Source organism: Cryobacterium arcticum (genome assembly GCF_003185895.1).
In the GTDB taxonomy this organism is placed as follows: domain Bacteria; phylum Actinomycetota; class Actinomycetes; order Actinomycetales; family Microbacteriaceae; genus Cryobacterium; species Cryobacterium arcticum.
In genome coordinates, this window is the sequence record NZ_QHLY01000007.1 from 235834 (window position 1) to 256291 (window position 20458).

Sequence of the window (20458 nt, forward strand, 5' to 3'; positions counted from 1 at the left end):
GCGCGGCAGACGATCAGGATTCAAGAAGCGAACTCTGCGGAGTCGGCCTACAGTTCCCGGTATGACAATCTCACTCCAGTACTGCCACGTCACCGTGCACGACGTGGACGCGGCGATCGCCTTCTACCGGGACGCGCTGGGACTCACCGTCGCGAGCGACGTGCCCGCGGGGAACTACCGCTGGGTCACCCTCGGCATTGACTCCCAACCCGGGCTCGAACTGGTGCTCTCGGTGCCGCACGCCGGCCGGTCCCAGGCCGACGGCGACGCTATGCAGGACCTCCTTGCCCGGGGCATGCTGCCGATGATCGTCTTCCGCTCCGACGACGTCGACCAGACCTTCGAGACCGTGCGGGCGACGGGCGCCGAGGTGCTCCAGGAACCCACCGACCAGCCGTGGGGGCCGCGGGACTGCGCGTTCCGCGATCCGTCCGGCAACACCGTGCGGGTCGCCCAAGCGCCGCAGGCCTGACCACAGCCGTGCCGGGCGGATGCCGGGGCTCGGCCGGCCGGCGGCATCCGGGTCAGGCGTGCAGGGCGGCGTTCAGCGTGATGCCGGTGGAGCGGGGGAGAACCTCGACCGCGCCGGTGATCGAGTTGCGGCGGAAGAGCAGGTTCGGCACCCCGGACAGGTCCTTGGCCTTGGCCGTCTGCGGAGCACCGTCCGCGGTGCGCGCGGCGCCGAGCAGCACGACCTTGGTGCCGGCCGTGACGTAGAGCCCGGCTTCGACCACGGAGTCGTCACCGATCGAGATGCCGATGCCGGAGTTGGCGCCGAGCAGCGCCCGTTCGCCAATGGTGATGCGCTGGGTGCCACCGCCGGAGAGGGTGCCCATGATGGAGGCGCCGCCGCCGACGTCGGAGCCGTCGCCGACCAGGACACCCTGGGAGATGCGGCCCTCGACCATGGACACGCCGAGTGTTCCGGCGTTGAAGTTCACGAAGCCGGCGTGCATGACCGTGGTGCCGGGGGAGAGGTAGGCGCCCAGGCGCACCCGGGAGGCGTCGGCGATGCGCACCCGCTCCGGAGAGACGTAGTTGAGCAGCGGCGGGAACTTGTCCAGGCTGTTCGCCTGGATACCGGCGCGCTGCAGGGCCGGTCGCAGCCGGTCGAAGTCGGCGGGCAGCACCGGGCCGGCGTTGGTCCATACCACGTTCGGCAGGTGACCGAAGATGCCGTCGAGATTGATGGTGTTGGGCTTGACGAGCAGGTGCGAGAGCAGGTGCAGGCGGAGGTACGCATCCGAGGTGCCGGCAGGCGGGGCCTGCAGGTCGATCTCCACGGTGACGGCTTCGAGGCGCACGTTGCGTCGGGCGTCGGGGCCGGCGTTCTCCTCCAGCTCGGTGGGCACGATCCAGCGGTCGCGCGCCGTGGGCAGCGCGCCGAGCAGCGGCGCCGGGTACCAGGTGTCGAGCACAGTGCCGTCACCGGCGATGGTGGCCAGGCCGTACCCCCAGGCGTGCGTGGCGGCCGATTCGGCGGCGGACTCTGACAGAGGCTCGGGGGGAAGTGCGGTGACCATGGCTCTAGATTAGTAGAGTGCCTCAGATCCCCACGCCCTCAGCCGCCGACCAGACCACCCTGCGCCTCGACCTGACCATGTCGTCGGTCGACCTGACCCGGGCCATCTGTGACGCCGAATCGGTGTCCGGCAACGAGACCGCTCTGGCCGACGCCATCGAAGCCGCTCTGGTGGGCCAAGCGCACCTCGAGGTGATCCGGGACGGCGACACCATCGTGGCGCGCACCAACCTCGGCCGCGCCCAGCGGGTCGTGATCGCCGGCCACATCGACACCGTTCCCCTGAACGACAACCTGCCCACCCGTTTCGAGACCCTGGACGGCGTCGACTATCTATGGGGCCGTGGCACTGTCGACATGAAGGCCGGTGTGGCCGTGCAGCTCAAGCTCGCCGCCGAACTCAGCGAGCCCAGCGTCGACGTGACCTGGATGTGGTACGACCACGAAGAGGTCAACGCCGCACTCAACGGCCTCGGCAGACTGGCCGAAAACCGGCCGGACCTGTTCGTGGGTGACTTCGCCATTCTCGGCGAGCCGAGCAACAGCCAGGTCGAGGGCGGCTGCAACGGCAACGTGCGCATCGAAGTGCGCACCTTCGGCAAGCGGGCGCACTCCGCCCGCGCCTGGGTGGGCGAGAACGCGATCCACAAGGCCGCCCCGATCCTCGACATCCTCGCCGCGTACCAGCCCCGCGAGGTGGAGGTGGAAGGCTTGGTCTACCGGGAGGGTCTGAACGCCGTGGGCATCACCGGCGGGATCGCCGGCAACGTCATCCCCGACGAGTGCATGGTGCACATCAACTACCGGTTCGCGCCCAGCCGCACCGCGGCGGAGGCTGTGACCCACCTCGAGGAACTCTTCGCGGGCTTCGACATCACCGTGGTCGACCTCGCCGAGGGCGCGCGCCCCGGCCTGGACGCGCCGCTGGCCCTGGGCTTCCTGGCGGCCGTGGGCGCTGAACCTCGCCCGAAGTACGGCTGGACCGATGTGGCGCGGTTCTCGGCCCTGGGCATCCCCGCCGTGAACTATGGGCCGGGTGACCCGCTCAAGGCACACGCCGATGACGAGCGGGTGGCCCTCTCCCAGATCGACGAGTGCGAAGACGCGCTGCGCGCCTGGCTGACCGCTCCGATCGGCTGATCGTGGCCACGACCCGCACCGGTGTCGCGCCGGAGAACCGGGGCCGCCTGGTGCCGGCCCGGTGGCGAGCGCGCTACCGGCTGGTGCCGTGGTGGGGCAAGGTCGGTGTCATCTGGGTGCTCTCCCGTCTGGTCACGACGGCGCTGGTGCTGGTGCTGGCCAGTGTGCAGGGGCAGAACGCGTGGACGGCGGCGAAACCCGGCTACGCCGACTTCGCCAACATGTGGGATGGCCGCTGGTACAACATCGTCGCCGTCAGCGGCTACCCGGCGGTGCTGCCCATCACCCTCGACGGTCACATCGGCGAGAACGCCTGGGCGTTCATGCCCGGCTACCCGGCGGTCGTGCGGCTGCTGATGGTTATCTCCGGCGCCCCCTGGGCGCCCACGGCGGTGTTCGTGTCCCTCGCCTGCAGCCTGGGCACCGCCCTGCTGTTCTACCGGCTGATGCGCCGGGTACAGCCGCACTCCACTGCCCTCTTCGCCGTGGTGCTGTTCTGCGTCGCACCCCTCTCGCCGTTGCTGCAGTTCGGCTACGCCGAGTCGATGCACCTGTTGCTGCTCACCCTTGCGCTGCTCCTGCTCCTGCAGCGGCGCTACCTGCTGCTCGTTCCGGTGATCGCGGTGATGGCGCTCACCCGGCCCAGCGGCCTCGCCTTCGCCCTGTTCCTGGCGCTGCACGTGGCTTTCCGCTGGTACGGCAGGGCTCGCGACCCGTTCCCGGTGCGGGAAGCCGTGACCGCGGCATCCGTTGCCGTCTTCAGCGGTGTGATGGGGCTGGCCTGGCCGGGGATCGCCTGGCTGGTGACCGGCTCGATCACGGCATACACCGACACCGAGCTCGCCTGGCGGTCGGCCTACATCGGCTACCAGGAGCTGGTGCCGTTCGCGGCCTGGTTCCAGAGCGGGGTGTGGTGGCTGGGCCAGCCGTTGGGCATCCTGGCGGTTCTGGCGTTGATCGTGAGCTTCACCCTGCTGATGTTCACGCCGGCGGTGAAAAGCATCGGCGTTGACCTGCGCCTGTGGGTGGCCTCGTACGCGCTGTACCTGCTGGCGGTGTTCTTTCCGCAGTCGAGTGTTTTCCGGCTGCTGATGCCGATGTTCCCACTGCTCGGCGCGCTCGCCCGGCCGCGCAGCATCGTGTACCGCGTTGTGGTCACACTGCTGCTCATCTGCGGCCAATGGGGCTGGTTATTGCTCTGTTGGGGCGTGGACGGAGCCGATTGGACGCCACCCTAATTACTGTCTGACGGCCGAATGGTCGATAATAGGGGTACGACTACGAATGGAAGGGGAGTTCATGGCGGCCATGAAGCCACGGACCGGAGACGGGCCAATGGAGGCTGTAAAGGAGGGGCGCCTGATCATTGTACGGGTGCCACTCGAAGGTGGAGGTCGACTCGTCGTCTCTGTGAACGACGCTGAAGCCAAGGAGCTTCACGATGCACTCGCCGGCGTAGTCACCCCGGCTGTTTGAGAGTATTCGCAACACAAGTTTTTGCTAATCGGCTGTGCGGTTCTCCGCACAGCCGATTGCTGTATCCGGGAGCACCCGGCGCACGCCGCCGGGCGTGGGGTCTGACTAGGCGCGGACCTTGGTGATTTGCAGCAGGCCGTCGCCGACGGGGGAGAGCGCGCTGATCACGGCGTTCGACGTTGCGATCTCGTTCAACAGGGTGCGGAACCCGGTGGCCACCTCGTCGCGTTGAACGGGGTCGGCCACGCGGCCACGCCAGAGGGCATGCGCCACCAGCACGGTGCCACCGGGCCGGGCCAGGCGCAGGCCGTGCTCGACGTACTCGATGACGGACTGCGGGTCGGCATCCACGAACACGATGTCGTAGGAGTTCTCGTTCATGCGCGGCAGGACCTCTGCGGCCCGGCCGGTGATGAGGCGCACCCGGTTGGTCGGGATGCCGGCCTCGTGGAAGTTGGCCTTGGCGTGCTGCTGGTGGTCGACCTCGATGTCGATCGAGGTGAGGGTGGCGCCCGGTGCGCCGGTGAGCAGCCAGATGCCGGACACGCCGGCTCCGGTTCCCACTTCGAGAATGCTGCGGGCGCCGGTGGCGGCGGCGATGACAGCCGACTGCGCACCCACTGAGGGGGCGATCGCGTCGATGCCGAGTTCGAGGGACTGTTGCCGGGCACGGGCCAGGGCGTCGCTCTCCACCACCGAGTCGTCGGCGAATTTCCAATTCAGATCTTTGTCAGACATTCCGCAACTCCAGTAGATGATTAGAACAAGACTAGGGCCGGGGGGCCCGTGGTGCGGGGATGCCTCGCCGGGGGGATATTCTGAGGGCATGTTTGGTCTGACGTTCGAGAAGCTGCTGCTGATCGGGATCATCGCCGTCTTCTTGCTCGGACCCGAAAAACTTCCGCACTACGCCGCCCAGCTGGCCCGGTTGGTGCGGCAGTTGCGCGACATGGCCAACGGCGCCAAGGACCGCATGCGCGACGAGATGGGCCCGGAATTCGACGACGTCGACTGGAAGAAGCTCGACCCGCGTCAGTATGACCCGCGGCGCATCATTCGGGAAGCCCTGGTGGACGACGAGCCGGTGAAACCCCAATCAGCGGTGATCTCCCGCAGCGGCCCCAACCCCGACAGCGCCTACCTGCAACGCAAGCGCGCCCGCGAGGGCGCCCTGACCGGCCCGGCCCCGTTCGACTCCGAGGCCACCTAGGCGCCTCGCTGCTGCGCGAGTTGCCCTCCTACGGACGAGGTGCCCGGTTCCGCCGGGGCAACTCGTCCGTACTCGGGCAACTCGGGGTTGCGCGGCGGTTAGCGGCGGCGCACCGTCTTGAGGGTCTTGGCCAGCAGCACCATCGCGGGCACCAGGCGAGCGAACTCGGCGCCGGTGACGGGCAGCTTCAGCACCCCGGTGGAGCGAGAGATCGTGACCGGGTTGACGAACCGCAGGAGCCCCTCCGGGCCGTTCCTCCGGCCGAGACCCGAACGCTTCACGCCGCCCATCGGGGCGTCAACGGCCGAGAACGACCCGCGGTAGCCCTCGTTCACGTTCACGCTGCCCGCCTCGAGCGAACCGGCGACCCGAAGGCCGCGCCGGGCGGAGCCGCTCAGCACCGCGGCATTCAGCCCGTAGTCGCTGTCGTTGGCGGCCAGGATCGCCTCCTGCTCGGAGTCGACCACCGACACCGACACCACCGGTCCGAAGGTCTCTCCGGCGTAACAGAGCATTGCCGGGGTGACGCCGGTGAGGATGGTGGGTTCGAAGAAGTACGGGCCGAGGTCGGGCCGGGCGCGGCCGCCGGCCTGCACCGTGGCGCCGTGGCCCACCGCGTCGGCGACGTGTTCGGTGACCCGGTCGAGCTGAGCCTCGGAGGTGAGGGAGCCCACATCCGCCCGGTAATCGAGGCTGGAACCGAGCATCAACGCGCGGGTGACCGTGACGAACTCCTGCAGGAACTGCTCGGCGACGCCCCGTTGCACGTAGATGCGCTCGATCGACACGCAGAGCTGGCCGAGGGACGAGAAGCAGGCGTAGGCGGCTTGGGCGGCCGCACGGTGCGGGTCGACATCGTCGAGCACAATCATCGGGTTCTTGCCGCCGAGTTCAAGCGACGCCCCGGTGAGGGTGGTCGCCGCCTGCTCGCCCACCCGGAGGCCCGTGGCGGTGGAGCCGGTGAAGCAGACGTAGTCGGCGCCAGCGGTGACCGCGCCGCCGATCTCGGCGCCGTCACCGGTGACGACGGCCCACAGGTCGGCGGGCACCCCGGCGTCGATGAAGGCACGCCGCAGCGCCAGGATGCTCAGCGCGCCCTGGTTGTCGGCCTTCTGCACCACGCCGCAACCGGCGGCCAGCGCGGGCACGACATCCATCGCGGCCAGGCTGAGTGGGAAGTTCCACGGGGTGATGACCCCGGCGACACCCTTGGGCCGGTACCGCACCCGGGTGGTGACCAGCACCGGCAGTCCGGAACGGCGCCGCTCGCCGCCGAGCACCCGGCGGGCGGCGAGGGCGTTGTACCGGGTTACCGTCGCGGACTGGAACACTTCCTCGAACGCCTGCCCGCGGGTCTTGCCGGTCTCGGTCTGCAGAGTGTCGAGCAGGCTCTCCTGCCGGGCGAACAGCAGATCGTGCGCTTTGAGCAGCACCGCCCGGCGGTGCGCGAACCCGGCCCGTGCCCAGCCGATCTGAGCGAGCCGGGCGCGCGCATACGCATCCGCCACATCATGCGCGCTGCTGAGCGGCAGCGCGTGCAGCGGTTGACCGGTGAACGGGGCGATGACCGTGGCGGTGTCGCCGGAGGTGGAGCAGATGTCGCGGGCCAGTTCGGCGATGAACGGGAGTTCCAGCGTGGAGGAAGTCATGGACGTCAGTTTAGACACGACTGCCACCGAGACCGCCGAACGGCGGCGGCCGGGTTCGCTCGCCCCTGCGGTGGGCGGGTCAGCGCGGCGAGATGCCCAGGCTGAGGCCGGCCAAGCCCCGCCCGCGGGTGGCCAGGGTGTCGGCGATGGCCTGGATGGCGACGGCGGCGGGGTCTGCCGGGTCGCCGAGCACCACCGGCAGGCCGGTGTCGCCGCCGCTGCGGAGCGCGACGGAGAGCGGCACCTGGCCGAGCAGCGGCACCGGGGTGTCCTGGCCGGCGGTGAGCCTGGCGGCGACCTCGGCGCCTCCGCCAGCGCCGAAGATCTCCAGCAGGGTTCCGTCGGGCTGCATCAGCCCCGACATGTTCTCGATCACGCCGTAGATCTTCTGGCCGGTGTGCCGGGCGACGGCGCCGCTGCGCTCGGAGATGTCGGAGGCTGCCGGCTGCGGAGTGGTGACCACGATGACCTCGGAGTGCGGCAGCAGCTGGCCCACCGAGATGGCGATGTCGCCGGTGCCCGGCGGCAGGTCGAGCAGCAGGATGTCGAGGTCGCCGAAGAATACCTCGGTGAGGAACTGGGTGATGGTGCGGTGCAGCATCGGGCCACGCCAGGCGACGGCCACCGAGGTGTCGTCGACGAACATACCGATCGAGATGACCTTCACGTCGAACCCGATCGGCGGCAGGATCATGTCGCCCACCTGGGTGGGCTTGACCATGCCCGGCTGGCCGCCCGGCGTGGCCGGCGGGGTGGAGAGACCGAGCAGTCCGGGGATGGAGAAGCCGTACACGTCGGCGTCGACGATGCCGACGCGCAGGCCCTTGGCCGCCAGGGCCACGGCGAGGTTCGCGGTGACGGTGGACTTGCCGACGCCGCCCTTGCCGCTGGTGATCGCGTAGATGCGGGTGAGCGTCTCCGGCCCGAACTGCAGGCTGCGGGCGCCCGTGCCGCCGCGGAGCTTCTCGGTCATGGCGCGACGCTGCTCGGGGGTCATCACCGAGACCGACACCCGCGCCAGACCTGCGCCCACGACGGATTCGGCGGCTTCGCGCACATCCGTTTCGATGCGGGTGGCCGCCGGGCAACCGGCGATGGTGAGGAGCAGGCCGACCGTGACACCGCCGTCGGGGTCGACGGTCACCCCCGAGACCATGTCGAGGTCGGTGATGGGCCTGCGGATCTCCGGGTCGATGACACGGGCGAGGGCGGCCCGGACTCGATTCTCAGTCAACCGGGCGCGCCTCCTGCGAGCCGGCCCGGCTGTCGCGCGGGCTGCCCTCACGTTCGCGGCTTTCCAGCTCCCGGCTTTCCCGGTCGCGGGCGGCCTCACGTTCGCGGCGTTCCTGCTCGTCACGCTGGTCGAGGTTGTCGAGCAGAGCGCGCAGCTCGGCCCGCAGGAAGTCCTTCGAGGCGAGGTCCTTCATGCCCAGGCGCAGCGCCACGACCTCGCGGGCGAGGTACTCGGTATCGGCCAGGTTGCGTTCGGCGCGCTGCCGGTCCTGCTCGAACTGCACTCGGTCGCGGTCGTCCTGCCGGTTCTGCGCGAGCAGGATCAGCGGGGCCGCGTACGACGCCTGCAGCGAGAGCACCAGGGTGAGCGCGATGAAGCCGAGTTCGATCGAGTCGAACCGAAGGCTCACCGGCGAGAGCGTGTTCCAGGCGATCCAGAAGATCGTGAACAGGCTCAGGCCCAGCAGGAACCACGGCGTGCCCATGCCGCGGGCCACGGCCTCGGTGAGGCGGCCGAACCGGTCGCTGCTGCGTCCGCCGCGCTTGCGGCCGACGAGGTTGGTGGTGCGCAGCCCCTTGGGCGTGTCGAGGCGGAGCTCCGACTTGTTAGCTCGTGCCATTGTCGTGCCTCCGTCCACCGGGTAGTGGGATGCTTCCTGTCATCAGTTGGGTCCTGGCCGTGGCACGTTTACGCACCTCGTCATTGCCGTCGTGACTTCGCCAGTCGTCGGGCAGCAGGTAGTCGAGCACGTCATCAATCGTCACCACCCCGACGAGTCGGTGGTTCTCGTCGACGACCGGCACTGAGACGAGGTCGTAACTGGCGAGGATACGGGTGACCTCCGCCGCCGAGGTGTCGGCGGTCACGGGCTCCAGGCCCAGGTCGAGCAGGGTGCCGAGGCGTTCGTGCGGCGGGTAGCGCAGCATCCGCTGAAAATGCACCATGCCCAGGAACCGGCCGGTGGGCGGTTCGTACGGCGGCAGGGTGACGCAGATCGCCGCGCCGAGTGCCGGCGCCAGGTCGTGCCGGCGGATGAGCGCGAGGCCCTCCGCCACGGTGGCGTCGGCGGAGACGATGATCGGTTCGGTGGTCATCAGGCCACCGGCGGTATCGGGGGCGTAGGAGAGCAGGAACCGCACGTCGTCGGCTTCCTCTGGCTCCATCAGATCGAGAAGCTGTTCGCCGCGTTCCTCGGGCAGTTGGGCGATCAGGTCGGCCGCGTCGTCGGGTTGCATGTGGTCGAGCACTTCGGCGGCGCGCGCATCACCGAGCCGGGTGAGGATGCCCACCTGCTCGCTTTCGGGCATCTCCTCGAGCACGTCGGCCAGGCGGCCGTCTGGCAGTTCTTCCGCCACCTCGAACATGCGCTGGCGCGGCAGGTCGAGCAGGGTATTCGCCAGGTCGGCGGGCTTCATGTCTGAGTAGGTGGCGATGAGCTGTTCGGCGGACTGGGCCTCGCCCGCCGTGACCTTCTCATAGACCTCGTCCCAGGCGGCGAACGCCGTGGCGCCCTTGGTGAACAGCGACGAGCTGGTCTTGGGGCGGCGAACGAAGAGCTGGCTGATCGCCCAGTCGCCCTGGGCCGATTCCTCGATCGCGACGTCTTCGATGGTGGCTTCGCCGGAGCCGTCGTTGAACGCGACCCGGCGGCCGAGCATCTCGGCGATCACCCGGACCTCGCCACCGCGCTGTTCGAAGCGGCGCACGTTGATCAGCCCGGTGGTGATGATCTGGCCGCTGCCGATGCTGGTGACCCGGCCGATCGACACGAATACGCGGCGCTTGCCGGGAATTTCGACGATCAGGCCGACCACGCGGGGCGGGTCGTCTTTTCGGTAGACCACGAGCACATCGCGTACCTTGCCCACGCGGTCGCCCGCGGGGTCGAAGACGTTGCACCCGGCCAGCCGGGCGACGAAGACTCTGGTGTTTGCCACACCTATAACTTAGCTTGTGCGGGCCGAACGGCGGCCGGTGCTCGGCCCCCTGCCCGGCGTCGATGGTGCCTCGCCGGCTACGTAGGCGCGCGGCGCTGGCGTGCTGGTGAGCAGCATTTTCTCCCAACCGATGCTCAGATTTCCCGGCGGTGATCCACGGCGGGCGTGGAAGAATGGGGGTATGAGCACTCAGAGCCCATTCGGTCGTCGCACCCCCACACTCTTCCCCGTTCTGCCCAAGGGAGAGGTGGTGGCCACCTACGAGACCTACAACGAGGCCCAGCTGGCCGTGGACACCCTGGCCAAGGCTGACTTCCCGGTGAAGGAACTGTCGATCCTGGGCAACGACCTCAAGACCGTCGAGCGGGTCACCGGCAAGCTCACCTGGGGTCGCGTCGCCCTCGCCGGCGCGGCATCCGGCGCCTGGCTCGGTGTGTTCTTCGGCCTGCTTTTCTTCATCTTCTCGCCCGACGCGGCCGGCCTGCCGTTCGTGTTCGCCGCGGTACTGATGGGCGCCGGTTTCGGCATGCTGTTCGGTCTGGTCAGCTACGCGGTCAACCGCCGGCGCAAGGACTTCACCTCCACCATGCAGGTGATCGCGAGCAACTACCAGGTGATCGTGACGGTGGAGCTGCTGCACAAGGCCCGCAACCTGCTGGCCGGCCACGGAGAGCCCGCCGCGGCGTCGGCCCCGCACCCGTCCGACCCGCCGCGCGCGTTCCCGGAGCCCGTGGCCCCGCCGGTGGACTCGCCGCCGACCGCGCCGCCCGTCGACGCCCCGCCGGTGACCTCCCCGCCGCTCGACGGCCCGCCCACCGACCCGGCCCGCTAGCGCCGAGCGGTCTCGCACGCGCACAACTGTTTCCGCTGCGGACTTCTGCGCCCGGTGTGCCGGGCGCAGATGACCGTTCGGGGAACAGTTGGTGGCCGGGGATCCGCCGCGCGTGGCCCGCGGGTGGCCCCGCGCCCGCCGAGGGTCAGCCGCGGAGTTCGGCCATCCAGGCCTCGACCGCCGCGGACTCGCGGGGGATGCCGGCGGAGAGGTTCTCCGCGCCGGTCTCGGTGATCAGGATGTCGTCTTCGATCCGCACACCGATGCCCCGGTACTCGGCCGGAACGGTGAGGTCGTCGGGCTGGAAATACAGGCCGGGTTCGATCGTGAAGACCATGCCCGGCTCGATCACGCCGTCCATGTACATGTCGCGGCGCGCCTGGGCGCAGTCGTGCACGTCGAGGCCGAGGTGGTGGCTGGTGCCGTGCACCATGTAGCGGCGGTGCTGGCCGTTCTCAGGCTTGAGCGCCTCCTCCGCGGTGACGGGCAGCATGCCCCACGCCGCGGTGTGCCGGGCGATCACGGTCATCGCCGCCGCATGCACGTCACGGAAGATGGCGCCGGGTCGGGCGACCAGGAATGCGGCATCCGCGGCCTCGCGCACAGCGTCATAGACGCGGCGCTGCACCTCGCTGAAGGTGCCGGTAATGGGCAGGGTACGGGTGATGTCGGCCGTGTAGTAGCTGTCCACCTCGATGCCGGCATCCAGCAGCATGACGTCGCCGGGCAGCACCGGGCCGTCGTTGCGGGTCCAGTGCAGGATGCAGGCGTGCGGGCCGGAGGCCGCGATGGTGTCGTAGCCGACGGTGTTGCCGTCGGCGCGGGCGCGGGTGTTGAACACGCCCTCGACCAGACGCTCGCCGCGTTCGTGCGTGCTGGAGCGGGGCAGGTCGCGGATGACGTCTTCGAAGCCACGCGCGGTGGCGGCAACGGCCAGGCGCATCTGGCCGATCTCGTAGGCGTCTTTCACCAGCCGCAGTTCGGACAGGTCGCGCACGAAGGTGGCATCCGCGTCGTGGTCGCCGTTGATCTCGACACTGAACGGGGCGTCGGTGCCGTTGGCGGTGAGCATCTTCTCGGCGGCGTTGCGCAGGCGCGCGTCGTCCACCTGGCCGGTGAGGAACGGGTCGGCCTCGCGCACCAGGAGCGTTTCGCTGTCGACGCGGCGGAGCACTGCGGCGAAGTCGTCGATGCCGCGCACCGGCAGAGCCAGGTCGCTGGCCACCTGGGCGATGGAGGGCCGCGGGCCGATCCAGAATTCGCCGATCTCGGAGTTGGCGTAGAACTCGTCGGAGTCGCGGCCGGCACGTTCCCGGAAGTAGACGGTGACGTCGTGGCCGGTGGTGGTGGGCTCGAAGACGAGCACGGCGCCGGGCTCTGAGTCGCTGCCCCACCCGGTGAGGTGCGCGAAGGCGGAGTGCGCGCGGAAGGCGTAGTCGGTGTCGTTGGCGCGCTGCTTGAGGCGACCGGCCGGAACGATCAGGCGGTGGCCGGGGTAGAGCCGGGAGATGCGGTCACGCCGGGCGGCCGCGAACGGGGCCTGCTCACGAGCGGGCGGCAGCTCTTCGCTGCGCGCGGCCCAGCCGCTGGAGATGTACTCCTTGAACCCCTGCGAGCCGGGCGTGGTCGACCGGTTCTCGTTGGTGCGGGCAGCGGGGGCGGGTGCGGGGGCGGTGTCGGTGGAGTCAGCCATACCTCCCATTGTCCACCTGATCCTTCGGCCTGGCTGGCCGCGAGCTGTGCCGGTCAGGCCGGTGCGGGGGAGAGCGTGGCGACGATCGGCCGGTGATCGCTGCCGGCGCCGTCTTCGGTGCCGATCACTCGCATCTCGTCCACCCGCCAGTTCGGGGTGGCGAGCACGTGGTCGATCGGGCTGCCCAGCAGCCTGGGTGCCCAGGTCGGCCAGGTGCCGACGGCCGCGGATCCGGCCGAGAGGGCGGCATCCCGGCAGCCGCCGAGCTGATCGCTGCCGGTGTCGGCGTGACCGGCGAAATGGTCGAGGGTGGCGTTGAAGTCGCCGGCCATGATCACGTTGCTGTCGGCGGCGGAGGAGCACTCCTCAGCCAGCCAGTCGAGGTCGGAGCGCCAGTTCGACATCTCCCACTGGATCGGTGCGACGGCGTGCACCGCGATGATGGTGGGGCCGTCGCCGTCGGCCGGGGCCGCCACCACGGTAGGCAACACGTTGGTGTTGCCGGGCGGGCCGGAGCCTTCCGCCGAGGTCACGGTGTAGTCGCCGAGGTCTGGGCTGATCAGCAGGGTCGTCGACCGCGCCTTGGAGATGAGGTCGAAGGCCAGGGTGTGCACCCACATCGGCCGGCCCGCGGCGCGCATCGCCTCCGCGATGAGCACGCCGGTCTCCTCGGTGGTCTCCGGCAGGGTGATCACGTCGGCGCCCTCGGCGATGGCGAGGGCGGCGATGTTCTCGGCCCCGGGTTCGTCGCCGAGGGTGTTCCAGCTCAGGACCGTGATCGAGGCGTCCGCTTCGGCATCCGTTTCGGCCGCCGAGACGGAGCCTGCTCCGATGCCGCGGTGCAGCAGGATGCCCGTATTGACGGCGCCGAAGAGCACCAGGAGCACCATCAACAAAGCGGTGGTGCCGCGCAACGGGCGCACGAGTAGCAGCAGCACGGCGAGAAGGGCGACCAGTGCCACCGCCACGATCACGGCCAAGCCGCGCAGGGACACCGCGTGGGCGACCACCCAGGCGTTCTGCAGGCCGAAGAATTGCGGCCAGGCCAGCACGGCGAGAACCGCGATGGTGACCAGAACGACGATGATGCGGGCAAGAGCGGAGACCATAGACCAGTCACTGTAGGGGAACTTCCTGCCATCCTGCTCCAACTAGCATGGGCATATGGCAGTCGAACGGCGTTTCACAGGTCCGATCGACCTGCACACCCACTCCAGCGTCTCCGACGGCACCGAGACCCCCTCCCAGCTGGTTCGCGCCGCTGCGGCCGCCGGACTCGGCACGGTCGCGCTCACCGACCACGATTCCACGGCCGGTTGGGCCGAGGCGTCGGTCGCCGCGCGGACCGCCGGCATCACCCTGATCCCCGGCATGGAGTTCAGCACCAAGGTCAGCTACGCCAGCATCCACCTGCTCGCCTACCTCTTCGACCCGTCAGATGCCGGCATCGTGGCCGAGACCGCGCACGTGCGGAAGGCCCGGCTGACCCGGGCCGAGCAGATGGTGGCGCGCATCGGCGCCGACTACGCCCTGACCTGGGATGACGTGCTCGCCCAGACCACGACCGGCGGAACCGTGGGCCGGCCGCACATTGCCGACGCCCTGGTGGCGAACGGTCTGGCGCTTACCCGCAGCGAGGCCTTCGCCGGCATCCTGCACTGGGAGGCCGGCTACTACCAGCCGCACTACGCCCCCGATCCGCTGCGCGCGGTGCGGCTGGTGCGTGCGGCTGGGGGAGTGCCCGTGATCGCGCATCCGGCCACGCGCGGCGTCGCCGATGTGATGGCGGAGAGCAGGCTGGCGGCGCTCGTGGAGGCCGGACTGTTCGGCCTCGAGCTGAGGCACCGCGAGAACAAGCCGGAGGCCACCGCACGGCTCACCACCCTGGCCGAGAAGTATGGCCTGATGATTACCGGGTCCAGCGACTATCACGGCGAGGGCAAGCCCAACCGGCTCGGCGAGAACACCACAACGCCCGAGGTGCTCGAGCGGCTCATCGCCGAGGGCCGCGGGTCGGAGCCGGTGTACGCCGCCTGATCCCTGGGCTGGCCGGTCGTGGCCTGGCCGACGGCCTGATGGATGCTGATGTGCCGGGACCGGTGCGAACGCTATGCTCGGAAAAATACTGGATGAGAGCCCGGACCCCGCTCTGACATGCTGGATGAAGGAGCTCCCATGTCTCTGCTCGGCGCCGACACTGTCGAACCGGAAAGCCGGCTTCTGAACCGCGCTCTGTTCGGCACCCAATTGGTGTTGCTGGCCCTCGTCATCGTCGTCGTCGCCGCTGGGCTTCTCGGCGAACGACGATGGCCGGCCAGCGCGGCGGAATGGATCTTGACCCTCGCGCCGGTCGGCGCTCTGCTCCTCACGGTGCTCGTCTTCGTTCTGGGGTCTGCCCGTGGTCGGGCTCAGCGGGGCAAGCTGCTCGCCGCCTCCGCCACCCTGCGCGCTTCGGTACGGCGCGGGGCGGCCGGCGACGAAGCGCTGCGCGTCTCCACCGAGCGCCGCAAGTTCGGTGCCCGTCGCCTGCGCGATCTGGTGGAGCGCGGCAGGGTGAGCGATGCGAATCTCAGCGACGCCCTGGCGAAGGGCCTGGAGAGCGATGAGAACCTGCGCGTCGCCGTGGCGAGCGGGCTGGTGGGCGACGACAACCTGCGGGCCGCCGTGGCCAGTGGCGTCGTCACCGACGAGAAGCTGCGGTTGTCGGTCGCGGCCGGGCTCCTCGGCGCCGAGGCCCTCAGAGTGTCCGTCGCCGACGGGGTGCTGGGCGCCGAGGCGTTGCGGGTGTCGATCGAACAGGGCATTGACGCGGCATCCACCACTCTGGCGGTGGTGGATACCGTGGATGCGGCCATCACCCTGTACGCACCAGACGGGCACATCCTGCTGACCAACGACACCGCGCGCACCCTCGCCGTGCTGGCCCGATCAGAGGAGCTCGATCCGCTGGAATTCGCTGACGACAGGATCACGCCCATTCCGCTCTTCGACCAGGTGCTCGCGCGCGCCGCGCGCGGGCAACTGGTTACCCGGCGCGCGTATTGGGTGGGCACCGGCGATGCGCAGCGGGCCATCATGTCGACCTCCCAGTACGTTCGCCGTGCCTCCGGCGAACTGATCGGCACTGTTGTCGCTTCCCATGACGTCACTCCGCTCGCGCGCACCCGCGACGAGTTCCTGGAGACCGTCAGCCACGAGTTGCGGACCCCGTTGACCTCGATGATCGGCTACCTCGAAATCATCGAGGACGCACTCGACCTTGAGGAGACCGGGATCGCCCGGGAGTTCGAGGTCATCCAGCGCAATACCGACCGGCTCCTCAAACTGATCAACGATCTGCTGCTCACCTCCAAAGGCGAGGCGCCGTCGGATCGCCGGCCCGTCGATGTGACCGGGCTCGCTGTCAGCTGCCTCAACTCGATTCGGCAGCGTGCCGAGTCGGTCGGTGTCCGGCTCCTCACGACGGATGCGGCGTCCATCGTCGCCGAGGTGGAGGCGGACCGGATCGGCGACGCCTTCGATAAGGTCTTCTCCAACGCCCTCAAGTTCAACCGACCAGACGGGCAGATCCAACTGGCGGTGCTCTCTGACGAGACCCACGTGATCGTGCGGATCTCGGACACCGGAATGGGCATGACCGCCGACGACCGGCAGCGGATGTTCGAACGCTTTTACCGCGCTCCCTCGTCGAGAATCGATGTGATCGCCGGAGCCGGTCTGGGCCTGACCACGGCCAAGATCATCGTCGATGCGCACCACGGCGCAATCTCGGCCGTCAGCGCCCTCGGTGAGGGCACTACCGTTGAGATTCGGCTGCCCCTGCTCGCCGCCCCGATTCGAGTGACACCCTTGGATTGACAGCATGCTGTATACCTGAGGCTTCAGGATCGCATGACCTCCGCTCCCCGTATCCTGGAGGCATGCTCCAGCTGTCCCCGATGACTCCACGTGATCGCGGAGAGCTGATCGAGTTCCTCCGGAACGTCGACCTCACCCTGAGCGGGCTGGACTCCCCGACAGTGCGGTTGTGGATTGAGCGTGACGCGGAGTCAGGCGCCATCGTCGCCAGCACCGGATTCGAATGCAGCGACGACGGCAGTCAGGTACTCATCCGCAGTGTCGCCGTGGATCCGACCCGCCGGAACCGGGGAACTGGCGTCGCCTTGGCCGGATTCGTGCTCGATCGTGCCGCAGAGTGCGGCGCGGACCAGGCGTGGCTGTTCAGCCGCCGCTCTGGGGAGTTCTGGCAGCGGCTAGGGTTCACACCGGCGACCACCGAGGACCTCGCCGAAGCGCTGCCATCCACCCATCAGGTGCGGTATTTCGCCGGAACGGGGCAGTTGGCTCGCGAAGTGGCGTGGAGTCGGCCGCTCAGGTGAGCTTCGTAGCCTGCGAGACCCAGACCCGCCCGACCGCGTCGTAGAATTCGAGCAGGCAAGCGTCGGCAACGGTCTGGATGGCGGCGAGGGCTGTGTCATCGGTTGCCGCGATGGAGTAATCGAAGCCGAGCTGATTGCCCCGAGCGGTGAGCTGGCTGATGCCGAGCTCCTTGGCCAGCTCCACGAGTGTCAATTGCATGTCCATGCCGCGAGCGTTGTGCCGCCCGCTCTCGTGAGTTGCCAGTTTGTGCCCCCTCGCGCGTGCTGAAGGGGCCAGAAGTGGCAACTCGACGGGGCCGGGTGCGCCGAGATGACAGAAACGGCCCCCTGACGCGAGGTCAGGGGGCCGTTTGTGGCAAGTCGGTTGAGCGTTACGCGGTGGGCGCCTGCGGGTTGCGGCGGCGGGTGCGGCTGCGACGGCGCGGTGCGCTGTTGCCGTCGTGGTGCTCGGTGCCTCCGCCGTCGTGCGTCCCTGCTGCCGCGGTGGCGGCGGGAGCATCCGGGTTGGTGCTGCTGCCGACGCGGGTGCGCGGGCGGCTGGCCTGGTCGGACGAACGGGCGGAGCCAGAGCGGCCGGCATCGGAGCGTCCGCCGGAGCGGCTGTCGCTGCGTCCGCCGCGGTTGGCGTCCCGACCGGAAGCCGCGCCCGGCACGGTTTCCTTGATCGGGGTCGCGCGCAGGCGGCCCTTCGACCCGGCGGGGATGTTGAGGTCGGTGTAGAGGTGCGGCGACGAGGAGTAGGTCTCCTGCGGCTCGGGGGTGCCGAAGTCGAGGGCCTTGTTGATGAGGGTCCACTTGGGCATGTCATCCCAGTCCACGAAGGTGACCGCGATGCCGGTCTTGCCGGCGCGGCCGGTGCGGCCCACGCGGTGCAGGTAGGCTTTCTCGTCTTCGGGGATGGTGTGGTTGATCACGTGGGTGACGTCGTCGACGTCGATGCCGCGGGCGGCGACATCCGTGGCGATCAGGATGTCTTTCTTGCCGGCCTTGAACGAGGCCATCGCGCGCTCACGCTGCTCCTGGTTGAGGTCGCCGTGCACGGCGGTGGCGTTGAAACCGCGGTCGCCGAGTTCCTCGACCAGCTTGGCCGCCGCACGCTTGGTGCGGGTGAAGATCACGGTCTTGCCGCGGCCCTCAGCCATCAGGATGCGGCCGATGACCTCGTCCTTGTCCATGTTGTGCGCGCGGTAGACCAGGTGCTCGATGTTGGCCTGCATGAGGCCCTCGTCGGGGTCGCTCGCGCGGATGTGGATCGGCTTGGTCATGAACCGACGGGCCAGGGCCACAATCGGGCCGGGCATGGTGGCCGAGAAGAGCATGGTGTGGCGGGTGGACGGCGTCTGCGAGAACAGCTTCTCGATGTCGGCGAGGAAGCCGAGGTCGAGCATCTTGTCGGCCTCGTCGAGAACCATCTCACGCACGTTGGCGAGGCTGAGCAGGCGCTGGCTGGCGAGGTCGAGCAGGCGCCCGGGGGTGCCGACGACGATCTGCGCGCCGGCCTTGAGCTGCTCGATCTGACCCTCGTAGGCCTTGCCGCCGTAGATGGAGACGATGCTGGTGCCGCGGTTGCTGGCAGCGAGCTCGAGGTCTTCACTGACCTGCACGCACAGCTCGCGGGTGGGCACGACGACGAGGGCCTGCACGCCGGGCTCGGGGTTGAGGCCGAGGCGCTGGATCAGCGGCAGCCCGAAGCCGAGGGTCTTACCGGTTCCGGTCTTGGCCTGACCGATGATGTCCTGGCCGCTGAGGGCGAGGGGGATAGTCTGCGTCTGGATCGGGAACGGCTCGAGGATGCCCTTGGAAGCGAGAGCCTCGACCATGTCTGCGTCGATATTGAGTTCGGTAAAGGTCACGTTTTTGGTTGCCTGTCTAGCTAGAAGCGGGATGCGCCCGTCTTTTGCTTCAGGCGCAAGTACACCGATCCGCGCCGGTGAATGTGTCCAGACTATCGGTCGGCCCTGTGTTAACGCCGTTTACCACACCGCGCACCGTGCGGCGGGCCAGCGAAGCCGGGACGGTGGACCTATGCTTGGCTGGTGATCTCGTGGTTAGGTGAACGTCCGAAACGGGCAGAGACGCCCCGGCTGTCGGCCAGGGCTGAACGGCGGGCGACGACGAAAGTCGACATCACCGAGCTCGTTCCCGACCTGCTCACCTACCTCGGCCAGGCCGCGTATTTCGAACTGGGCATGTTCGAGAGCCTGTCGACGGCCGTGATCTCGGCCCCGAACCTCGCGGCCAAGGAGGGCCTGAGCCTCGCTGCCGGACGCGCGCTGTCGAAGCACCACGGCCTGATCGAAGAGATCCGCCGTCGCGATGGTGAACCGGCCACTGTGATGAGCCCGTTCGTGCCGGCCCTTGACAGGTTCCGGGCGGCGACAGCGGGCGACGACTGGTCGGAACTTCTGCTCAGCTGCTACCTCACCGGCGGCCTGCTCGACGACTTCTTCATCCGGCTCTCCGACGCGCTGCCGGGGGATATCGGCCCGCGCATCGCACATCTGCTCGGCGAGCACGGCGGCACCGAGGTGCTGATGCGGGAACTCACCGCCGCTCTTGCCGCCCAGCCGGCGCTGGAGTCGCGCCTGGCCCTGTGGGGCCGCCGCCTGGTGGGCGACACCCTGCTCGTGGCGCGGTCGGCCATGGCCGTCACGCAGGACTCCCGCATCGAACCTGTCTTCACCGAGCTGATCGCCGCGCACACCCGCCGCATGGATGGTCTGGGCCTCACCGCGTAGCCCCTCGTCGAGTCGCGCACCGCGCTGCCCCCGCGACCCGCGCCGGAACACGAACACCCCCGCCGAATCCGGCGGGGGTGTGTCGTGCGGAGCAGGCTAAGCGGGCAGCCCGGTCTTGCTGATCGAGTGCAGCATCGCGAGGTCGGCCGCCTGGCGCCGACGCCCGACGAGCACGTCCACCACGACCGCTGCGACGCCGGCGACAATGAACGACACCCACCAGATCCAGCCGCCGTCCCACGCCCAGCCGAGCCAGGTCAGCACGACCCAGACCAGAGCCGCGACCCCGGTGCCGACGGCCGGCACCAGCACGGAGCCGTGCGTGAGCCGGTTGGGCAGGGCGTAGCGGGCGGCCAGGCCGAGCAATGCGCCGCCGAGCGCGACGAACAGGAGCTCCATCAGGAGTTACGCGACGAAGCCGACACGGCGAGAGGACTCCGAGCCCAGCTCGACGTAGGCCAGGCCCACGGTCGGCACGATGTAGACGTGCCCCTTCTTGTCGCTGAGCTTGAGGTAGCCGGTCTGGCCGGCGAGGGCGGCCGCGACGGTCTCCTCGATCTCGTTGGCCGGCTGGGTTGACTCGAAGCTGATCTCCCGGGGGGAGTTGAAGATGCCAATGCGAATGTCCACGGATGCGCCTTTCGGTTG

22 protein-coding genes are annotated in these 20458 nt (G+C 69.1%); 10 read left to right on the forward strand and 12 right to left on the reverse strand.

What is annotated here, in order from left to right:
- Positions 1 to 61: 61 nt before the first annotated feature.
- Positions 62 to 472: a VOC family protein gene (locus CTB96_RS06735; RefSeq protein ID WP_110126140.1), complete on the forward strand. Its 411-nt coding sequence runs from the start codon at positions 62 to 64 to the stop codon at positions 470 to 472.
- 52 nt (positions 473 to 524) lie between these two features.
- On the opposite strand, the gene dapD is transcribed toward CTB96_RS06735, so the two are convergent.
- Positions 525 to 1523 (reverse strand): 2,3,4,5-tetrahydropyridine-2,6-dicarboxylate N-succinyltransferase, encoded by a 999-nt coding sequence (gene dapD, locus CTB96_RS06740; RefSeq protein ID WP_110126141.1) that lies wholly within the window; start codon positions 1521 to 1523, stop codon positions 525 to 527.
- 77 nt (positions 1524 to 1600) lie between these two features.
- On the opposite strand from dapD, the gene dapE reads away from it, so the two are divergent.
- The 3 genes from dapE (at position 1601) to CTB96_RS06755 (ending at position 4138) form a co-directional block, all read left to right on the forward strand.
- Positions 1601 to 2662: a succinyl-diaminopimelate desuccinylase gene (gene dapE, locus CTB96_RS06745; RefSeq protein WP_219993232.1), complete on the forward strand. Its 1062-nt coding sequence runs from the start codon at positions 1601 to 1603 to the stop codon at positions 2660 to 2662.
- A 2-nt stretch (positions 2663 to 2664) separates the two neighbouring features.
- Positions 2665 to 3900: a polysaccharide deacetylase family protein gene (locus CTB96_RS06750; protein ID WP_248283254.1), complete on the forward strand. Its 1236-nt coding sequence runs from the start codon at positions 2665 to 2667 to the stop codon at positions 3898 to 3900.
- Positions 3901 to 3961: 61 nt separating this feature from the next.
- A complete protein-coding gene (locus tag CTB96_RS06755) occupies positions 3962 to 4138 on the forward strand; it encodes a DUF3117 domain-containing protein (RefSeq protein ID WP_084021373.1) in 177 nt (58 codons plus the stop codon).
- Positions 4139 to 4243: 105 nt separating this feature from the next.
- On the opposite strand, the gene CTB96_RS06760 is transcribed toward CTB96_RS06755, so the two are convergent.
- Positions 4244 to 4876 (reverse strand): O-methyltransferase, encoded by a 633-nt coding sequence (locus CTB96_RS06760; protein WP_110126142.1) that lies wholly within the window; start codon positions 4874 to 4876, stop codon positions 4244 to 4246.
- 88 nt (positions 4877 to 4964) lie between these two features.
- On the opposite strand from CTB96_RS06760, the gene CTB96_RS06765 reads away from it, so the two are divergent.
- Positions 4965 to 5348 carry a sec-independent translocase gene (locus CTB96_RS06765; protein WP_110126143.1) on the forward strand — a complete coding sequence of 128 codons (384 nt, stop codon included), beginning with the start codon at positions 4965 to 4967 and terminating at the stop codon, positions 5346 to 5348.
- A 98-nt stretch (positions 5349 to 5446) separates the two neighbouring features.
- On the opposite strand, the gene CTB96_RS06770 is transcribed toward CTB96_RS06765, so the two are convergent.
- The 4 genes from CTB96_RS06770 to CTB96_RS06785 all read right to left on the reverse strand — a co-directional run bounded on the left by CTB96_RS06770 (position 5447) and on the right by CTB96_RS06785 (position 10168).
- Positions 5447 to 6997, reverse strand: a complete 1551-nt coding sequence (locus tag CTB96_RS06770) for a succinic semialdehyde dehydrogenase (RefSeq protein WP_110126144.1) — start codon at positions 6995 to 6997, stop codon at positions 5447 to 5449.
- A gap of 79 nt (positions 6998 to 7076) precedes the next feature.
- Positions 7077 to 8231, reverse strand: a complete 1155-nt coding sequence (locus CTB96_RS06775) for a P-loop NTPase (protein ID WP_248283255.1) — start codon at positions 8229 to 8231, stop codon at positions 7077 to 7079.
- Positions 8224 to 8850 (reverse strand): DUF1003 domain-containing protein, encoded by a 627-nt coding sequence (locus CTB96_RS06780; protein WP_110126145.1) that lies wholly within the window; start codon positions 8848 to 8850, stop codon positions 8224 to 8226. The genes CTB96_RS06775 and CTB96_RS06780 overlap by 8 nt, the downstream gene beginning before the upstream one ends.
- Entirely contained in the window at positions 8837 to 10168 is a 1332-nt protein-coding gene (locus CTB96_RS06785) for a magnesium transporter MgtE N-terminal domain-containing protein (protein ID WP_110126146.1), read from the reverse strand. The genes CTB96_RS06780 and CTB96_RS06785 overlap by 14 nt, the downstream gene beginning before the upstream one ends.
- Before the next feature lie 181 nt (positions 10169 to 10349).
- Between CTB96_RS06785 and CTB96_RS20905 the strand changes: the two genes are divergently transcribed.
- Entirely contained in the window at positions 10350 to 11000 is a 651-nt protein-coding gene (locus tag CTB96_RS20905; protein WP_110126147.1) for a YflT domain-containing protein, read from the forward strand.
- A 145-nt stretch (positions 11001 to 11145) separates the two neighbouring features.
- Here the strand turns inward: CTB96_RS20905 and CTB96_RS06795 are convergent, their stop codons facing one another.
- On the reverse strand, positions 11146 to 12693 hold the full coding sequence (locus tag CTB96_RS06795; protein ID WP_110126148.1) for an aminopeptidase P family protein: 1548 nt from the start codon (positions 12691 to 12693) through the stop codon (positions 11146 to 11148).
- Positions 12694 to 12746: 53 nt separating this feature from the next.
- Positions 12747 to 13802 carry an endonuclease/exonuclease/phosphatase family protein gene (locus CTB96_RS06800; protein ID WP_110126149.1) on the reverse strand — a complete coding sequence of 352 codons (1056 nt, stop codon included), beginning with the start codon at positions 13800 to 13802 and terminating at the stop codon, positions 12747 to 12749.
- A 55-nt stretch (positions 13803 to 13857) separates the two neighbouring features.
- On the opposite strand from CTB96_RS06800, the gene CTB96_RS06805 reads away from it, so the two are divergent.
- The 3 genes from CTB96_RS06805 (at position 13858) to CTB96_RS06815 (ending at position 17072) form a co-directional block, all read left to right on the forward strand.
- Positions 13858 to 14730: a PHP domain-containing protein gene (locus tag CTB96_RS06805; protein ID WP_110126150.1), complete on the forward strand. Its 873-nt coding sequence runs from the start codon at positions 13858 to 13860 to the stop codon at positions 14728 to 14730.
- 138 nt (positions 14731 to 14868) lie between these two features.
- Positions 14869 to 16551, forward strand: a complete 1683-nt coding sequence (locus tag CTB96_RS06810; RefSeq protein WP_146215762.1) for a sensor histidine kinase — start codon at positions 14869 to 14871, stop codon at positions 16549 to 16551.
- A gap of 62 nt (positions 16552 to 16613) precedes the next feature.
- Complete coding sequence (locus CTB96_RS06815) at positions 16614 to 17072, forward strand: GNAT family N-acetyltransferase (protein ID WP_219993229.1); 459 nt, start codon at positions 16614 to 16616, stop codon at positions 17070 to 17072.
- On the opposite strand, the gene CTB96_RS06820 is transcribed toward CTB96_RS06815, so the two are convergent.
- Positions 17065 to 17277: a hypothetical protein gene (locus CTB96_RS06820; protein WP_110126152.1), complete on the reverse strand. Its 213-nt coding sequence runs from the start codon at positions 17275 to 17277 to the stop codon at positions 17065 to 17067. The genes CTB96_RS06815 and CTB96_RS06820 overlap by 8 nt on opposite strands.
- A 166-nt stretch (positions 17278 to 17443) precedes the next feature.
- The gene (locus tag CTB96_RS06825; RefSeq protein ID WP_110126153.1) at positions 17444 to 18925 is read right to left on the reverse strand and encodes a DEAD/DEAH box helicase; all 1482 of its coding nucleotides are present in this window, start codon (positions 18923 to 18925) and stop codon (positions 17444 to 17446) included.
- A 183-nt stretch (positions 18926 to 19108) separates the two neighbouring features.
- On the opposite strand from CTB96_RS06825, the gene CTB96_RS06830 reads away from it, so the two are divergent.
- Positions 19109 to 19810, forward strand: a complete 702-nt coding sequence (locus tag CTB96_RS06830; protein WP_110126154.1) for a ferritin-like fold-containing protein — start codon at positions 19109 to 19111, stop codon at positions 19808 to 19810.
- A gap of 96 nt (positions 19811 to 19906) precedes the next feature.
- On the opposite strand, the gene CTB96_RS06835 is transcribed toward CTB96_RS06830, so the two are convergent.
- Positions 19907 to 20209 carry a hypothetical protein gene (locus tag CTB96_RS06835; protein WP_110126155.1) on the reverse strand — a complete coding sequence of 101 codons (303 nt, stop codon included), beginning with the start codon at positions 20207 to 20209 and terminating at the stop codon, positions 19907 to 19909.
- Between the two features lie 6 nt (positions 20210 to 20215).
- The gene (locus CTB96_RS06840; protein WP_110126156.1) at positions 20216 to 20440 is read right to left on the reverse strand and encodes a DUF3107 domain-containing protein; all 225 of its coding nucleotides are present in this window, start codon (positions 20438 to 20440) and stop codon (positions 20216 to 20218) included.
- Positions 20441 to 20458 lie beyond the last annotated feature (18 nt).